The organism is Methylobacterium sp. WL64 (assembly GCF_008039945.1).
Classification (GTDB): Bacteria; Pseudomonadota; Alphaproteobacteria; order Rhizobiales; family Beijerinckiaceae; genus Methylobacterium.
The window spans coordinates 1-4,926 of record NZ_VRVA01000210.1; the positions used below are offsets into that span (position 1 = coordinate 1).

General features: G+C 72.8%; 6 protein-coding genes. 2 read left to right on the forward strand and 4 right to left on the reverse strand.

The genetic code is table 11. From position 1 onward, the window contains the following. Window positions 1–658: invasion associated locus B family protein (locus FV242_RS32580; protein WP_147941824.1), on the forward strand; the 658-nt coding region annotated here is incomplete at its 5' end. Window positions 659–858: 200 nt separating this feature from the next. On the opposite strand, the gene hspQ is transcribed toward FV242_RS32580, so the two are convergent. Continuing rightward, complete coding sequence (hspQ, locus tag FV242_RS32585) at window positions 859–1,197, reverse strand: heat shock protein HspQ (RefSeq protein ID WP_147909570.1); 339 nt, start codon at window positions 1,195–1,197, stop codon at window positions 859–861. Between the two features lie 61 nt (window positions 1,198–1,258). Further along, entirely contained in the window at window positions 1,259–2,023 is a 765-nt protein-coding gene (locus FV242_RS32590; RefSeq protein WP_147941825.1) for a DJ-1/PfpI family protein, read from the reverse strand. A gap of 52 nt (window positions 2,024–2,075) precedes the next feature. On the opposite strand from FV242_RS32590, the gene FV242_RS32595 reads away from it, so the two are divergent. Then, window positions 2,076–3,059 carry a GlxA family transcriptional regulator gene (locus FV242_RS32595; protein ID WP_147941826.1) on the forward strand — a complete coding sequence of 328 codons (984 nt, stop codon included), beginning with the start codon at window positions 2,076–2,078 and terminating at the stop codon, window positions 3,057–3,059. Between the two features lie 5 nt (window positions 3,060–3,064). Here the strand turns inward: FV242_RS32595 and FV242_RS32600 are convergent, their stop codons facing one another. Together FV242_RS32600 and FV242_RS32605 are read right to left on the reverse strand one after the other, a co-directional pair. Beyond that, window positions 3,065–4,114 (reverse strand): CoA ester lyase, encoded by a 1,050-nt coding sequence (locus FV242_RS32600; RefSeq protein ID WP_147941827.1) that lies wholly within the window; start codon window positions 4,112–4,114, stop codon window positions 3,065–3,067. A gap of 175 nt (window positions 4,115–4,289) precedes the next feature. Further along, on the reverse strand, window positions 4,290–4,926 hold a 637-nt coding region (locus FV242_RS32605), incomplete at its 5' end, for a DUF2778 domain-containing protein (protein WP_147941828.1).

Sequence of the window (4,926 nt, forward strand, 5' to 3'; positions counted from 1 at the left end):
CGCCCCCACCGCACCGAACACTCCGGCCGCCAACACCCCCGCCGGCGGCGCCGCGCAGGCCGGTCCCCAGATCGTGACCGTGAAGTCCGAGCCGAGCCAGGCCGACTGGACCAAGGTCTGCGGCAAGGACCAGGGCTCCGGCACCGACATCTGCTACACGACGCGCGATTTCGTGTCCGACCAGGGCCAGCCCGTGCTGGCGGTGGCCGTCTACGAGATGAAGAACGCCGCGCAGAAGCAGGAAGTCCGCGTGGTGCGCTACCTGCTGCCGCTCGGCCTGCTGCTGCAGCCGGGCATCCGCTTCAACGTCGACGGCCAGGCCGCGACCCCGGGCCGCTTCGCGGTCTGCTTCCCGAACGGCTGCTTCGCCGAGGCCGGCGGCGTCGATGCTGGCGTCGTCGCCGCGATGAAGAAGGGCACGACCCTCAACGTCTCGGTCCAGAACCAGACCCAGCGCGAAGTCACCTTCGCGGTGCCGCTGGCCGGCTTCGGCAAGGCCTTCGACGGCCCGGCCATCGACCCGAAGGTCCTGGAAGAGCAGCAGAAGAAGCTGCAGTCGGAGCTGGAGAAGCGCTCCGAGGACATGCGCAAGAAGCTCGAGCAGCAGGGCAACGCCGCGCCGGCGGCCGGCGCCGCGCCCGCTCCGGCCGCGAAGTAACGCCCCGGCGGATTGAGATCGGGGGCCGAACCGCGAGGGCCGGCCCCTTTTTCATGCGCGATCGCCGGCGCCAAGCGTCCGGGCTCCGCCAAAGGCTTGCGAGCCCGGACCTGGGAAGCACAGCCTCAACCGACCGGACCCCACGAGTCCGGGGCCGGGCACGGCGTGCCGGCCGGCTCCTTCGAAGACCTGCAAAAAAATCAGTTCCGGACGCGGTCGCGCACGCGGTAGCCGCCCACGGCGTCGCGCTCGAACATCTCGGCGATGCCGGCGTGGCGCAGCGCCTCGCCGGAGGTGTCGGGCAGGAGGTTCTGCTCCGACACGTAGGCGACGTACTCGGTCTCGGCGTTCTCGGCGAGCAGGTGGTAGAACGGCTGGTCCTTGCGCGGCCGGACATCCTCGGGAATCGCCAGCCACCATTCCTCGGTGTTGTCGAACACCGGGTCGACGTCGAACACGATACCCCGGAACGGGTAGATCCTGTGACGCACCACGGCGCCGATCGCGAACTTCGCGGTTCTCAGTGTTACGTCCGTCATGACTCTGCCCGCCCAGAGCGGACAGATAGGACCGATGCCGAGTCGTGTCACCGGGCCGGCGTCATCTCCCGGTGACCGGCGTGCGATTTGGCAAGTCGTGGATCTCGGGATCTGAAATGCCGAGTTCGGCCGCGATCGCCCGGGCGGTGGCCTCGCGCCGGGCGGTGATCCCGGCCGCCGCCTCCCGGGCCCGGGCCAGGATCGCCGGCGGGGCGCTGCCGGGCGTGCCGCTGTCGAACGGCGGCTCGGGGGCGTATTGCATGCCGAGCTGGATCAGCCGGGCGGCATCGTCGCCGCGCAGCTCCGCCGCGAGCTGTAGCGCGCCGTCGATCCCCGCGGTGACCCCGGCCGCGAACAGCCAGGTGCGGCCGTCGGCATCGGGGTCGATCACCACCCGCGCGTCCACCGCCTCCGCGCCGAACCAGGGCAGCAGGTGGACCGCGTTCCAGTAGGTCGTGGCCCGCCGCCCGACCAGCAGCCCCGCCGCCCCGAGCAGCAGCGCGCCGGTGCAGACCGAGAAGACGTGGGAGGCGCCCGAGGCCTGGCTGCGGATCCAGCCGAGCACGGCGGCGTCGCGCATCAGCGCCTCCTGGCCCTGGCCGCCGGGGATGTGCAGCACGTCGAGGCGCGGCGCCTGCGCCAGGGTGGCGTCGGGGGTGATCCGGAGGCCGCGCACGTCGCGCACCGGGTCCAGGCTCGGCCCGTAGATCCGGTAGGTCGAATTGGGGATCCGCGACAGAACCTCGAACGGCCCGGTGAGGTCGATCTGGTCGAGCCCCTCGAACAGGAGCGAACCGATCTGCAGGTGGGTCTCGGGGGGAATCATGCGGGCCTCCGTGCTGGACAGGGAGACCTTACCGCGGCACGGTCTGGCCGAGATGCCAAAGACCCCTCGTTTCTCGCCAGATCTCCCGCGCGCCGTGGAGCTGCTGGCCTTCCCGGCGGTGCAACTGCTCGACGTCGCCGGGCCGCTCCAGGTCTTCGCCACCGCGAACGACCTGAGCGGCGGGCTTGCGCCCTACGCGCCGCGGGTGATCGCGGCCGGCGACGGGGCGCTCACCGCCTCGGCCGGCCTGCGGCTGGTGGCCGAGCCGCTGCCGGAGCGCGGCGCGCCGGTGGACACCCTGATCGTCGCGGGCGGGCCCGGCGTCACGGCGGCCTGCGCCGACCCGGCGCTGGTGGCCTGGGCGCGGGACCGGGCCGGGCGGGCGCGCCGGGTCGCCTCGGTCTGCACCGGGGCTTTTTTGCTCGGGGCCGCCGGGCTTTTGGACGGGCGGCGGGCCGTGACCCACTGGAAGCATTGCGGTGCCCTGGCCCGACGCTATCCGCTGGCCCGGGTCGAGCCCGACCCGATCTTCGTGCAGGACGGCCCGGTCTGGACCTCCGCGGGCGTCACCGCGGGGATCGACCTGGCGCTAGCCCTGGTCGAGGCCGATCTCGGCCGCGACCTCGCCCTGGCGGTGGCGCGCCACCTCGTGATGTTCCTGAAGCGCCCCGGCGGGCAGGCGCAGTTCAGCGCGGCCTTGGCCCTGCAGGCCGGGGAGGACCGCTTCGCCGCCCTGCACGCCTTCATCGCCCAAAACCTGTCGGGGGACCTGTCGCTCCCGGCCCTGGCGGAGGCCGCCGGGATGAGCGAACGCAGCCTGAGCCGGCACTACCGGGAGGCGACCGGCCTCACCCCGGCCAAGGCCGTGGAGCGCCTGCGGATCGAGGCGGCCCGGCGGGCGCTGGCCGAGACCGCGCAGCCGGTGAAGCGCATCGCCCGGACCTGCGGCTTCGGCTCCGAGGAGACCCTGCGGCGCAGCTTCCTGCGGCACGTGGCGGCGACGCCGCAGGAGTATCGGGCGCGGTTCGGGGGGTGAGGGGGCTACCCCAGCTGATACACCGCCGCCAGTTCCGGATCCTTCGCGGCGACCAGCTTGGCCAGATCCACGATGACCTTGGCCTGCTTCCAGGTGGCGTCGTCCTGCATCTTGCCGTCGAGCATCACGGCACCGGTGCCGTCGGGCATGGCCGCGACGATGCGGGCCGCGAACGCCACCTCGGCGGGGTCGGGGGCGAAGACCCGCTTGGCGATCGTCACCTGGCTCGGGTGCAGCGTCCAGGCGCCGGCGCAGCCCATCAGGAAGGCGTTGCGGAACTGCGCCTCGCAGGCATCGCCGTCGGAGAAGTCGCCGAACGGGCCGTAGAACGCCTTGATGCCGTTGGCCATGCAGGCATCGACCATCTTGGCGATGGTGTAGTGCCACAGGTCCTGCTGGGCGGTGGCCCGGGGCGCGTCGCCCGCGGGGTCGCTGAGCACCCGGTAATCCGGGTGGCCGCCGCCGACCCGGGTGGTCTTCATGCCGCGGGAGGCCGCCAGATCGGCCGGGCCGAGGCTCATGCCGTGCATCCGCGGCGAGGCCGACGCGATGGCGTCGACGTTGGCCACGCCCTCGGCGGTCTCCAGGATCGCGTGGATCAGGATCGGCTTGGTCACCCCGTGCCGGGCCTCGAGCTGGGCGAGCAGCTGGTCGACGTAGTGGATGTCCCACGGCCCCTCGACCTTGGGCACCATCACGACGTCGAGCTTGGATCCCACCTCGGCGACGATGGTGAACAGGTCGTCCAAGATCCAGGGCGAGTTGAGGGCGTTGATCCGGGTCCAGAGGCCGGTGCCGGTGGCGGCGAAGTCGGTCGCCTGCGCCATGGCGACGAAGCCCTTGCGGGCGGCCTCCTTCTGGTCGGCCGGGACCGCGTCCTCCAGGTTGCCCAGCACCACGTCGACGGTGGCGGCGAGCTCGGGCACCCGGGCGCGGACCTTGTCGTTGTGGGGCGGGACGAAGTGGATCATCCGCTCCAGCCGCACCGGCAGCTCGCGGAACGGGGCCGGCGCGCCGGTGGCGAGGGGCTGGAAGAAGCGGCGGGGCAGTTTCATGATGGGCCTCTTGTAACGGGCTTGGCGTCTGGCCCGTTAAGGCAGGCTTGGGGCGGCGCGTAAAGGCGCTGGCCGTCCAAGCCCCCTCCGACTTTCGGGGCAGCCGCCCGGAGCCGTTCCCGGCCGTGGTGCGATCGGGAGACCGGCCCGCGATCCCCGCTACGACGTGCGCGCGTCAGCCCCGCCGGCCCGGGCGGTCGGCCATGCCGACCCGGCTGCCGAAGAAATCGCCGCTCTTGCCGGCCACCACCACGAGGCGGCGGACCTCGCCCCGCAGGAACGCCTGCAGGAAGCGGTTGTAGTCGCGGAACGAGACGCAGCCGTTCGAGGCGCCGGGCTGGCGCAGCATGTAGGTGTGGGCGAGCAGGCCATCGCGGCCGTGGATCGCGGCGCTGCCGCCGACCGGGTTGAGGCGGATCGCCCGGACCCCGTGGAACAGGCGCTCGCGCTCGGTCAGGTCGTAGGTGCCGGGGGGCGTCGAGCCGCGCATGCGCAGGTGGACGTAGCGCGGGTCGTCCATGGCCTCGCCGAGGCCGGAATGAGCCTCCAGCACATCGCCGGAGGGGAGGGTCACGGTGCGGGCGGTGATGTCGTAGACGGCGGTGCCGGCGACCGAGTCCGGGGCGGCGCTGATCCGGGTGCGCGGCGCCTCCTGCGGCAGGGCGTCCGGGCTGGCATAGGCGAGCGCCTGACGCGACTCCGCGCGGGGCGCGGCGGCGCCGACGCCGAACAGCGTCTCGAGGAAGGACGGCTCCTCCGCCATGGCGGCGCGGAACACGTCGCGGGTGCGGGGCAGGGCGCGGGCCGCCACC

Excerpts from the sequence above, each read along its gene's own strand:
- FV242_RS32590 (WP_147941825.1), bottom strand. The coding sequence starts at position 2,023 with ATGATTCCCCCCGAGACCCACCTGCAGATCGGTTCGCTCCTGTTCGAG.
- FV242_RS32595 (WP_147941826.1), top strand. The coding sequence starts at position 2,076 with ATGCCAAAGACCCCTCGTTTCTCGCCAGATCTCCCGCGCGCCGTGGAG.
- hspQ (WP_147909570.1), bottom strand. The coding sequence starts at position 1,197 with ATGACGGACGTAACACTGAGAACCGCGAAGTTCGCGATCGGCGCCGTG.
- FV242_RS32600 (WP_147941827.1), bottom strand. The coding sequence starts at position 4,114 with ATGAAACTGCCCCGCCGCTTCTTCCAGCCCCTCGCCACCGGCGCGCCG.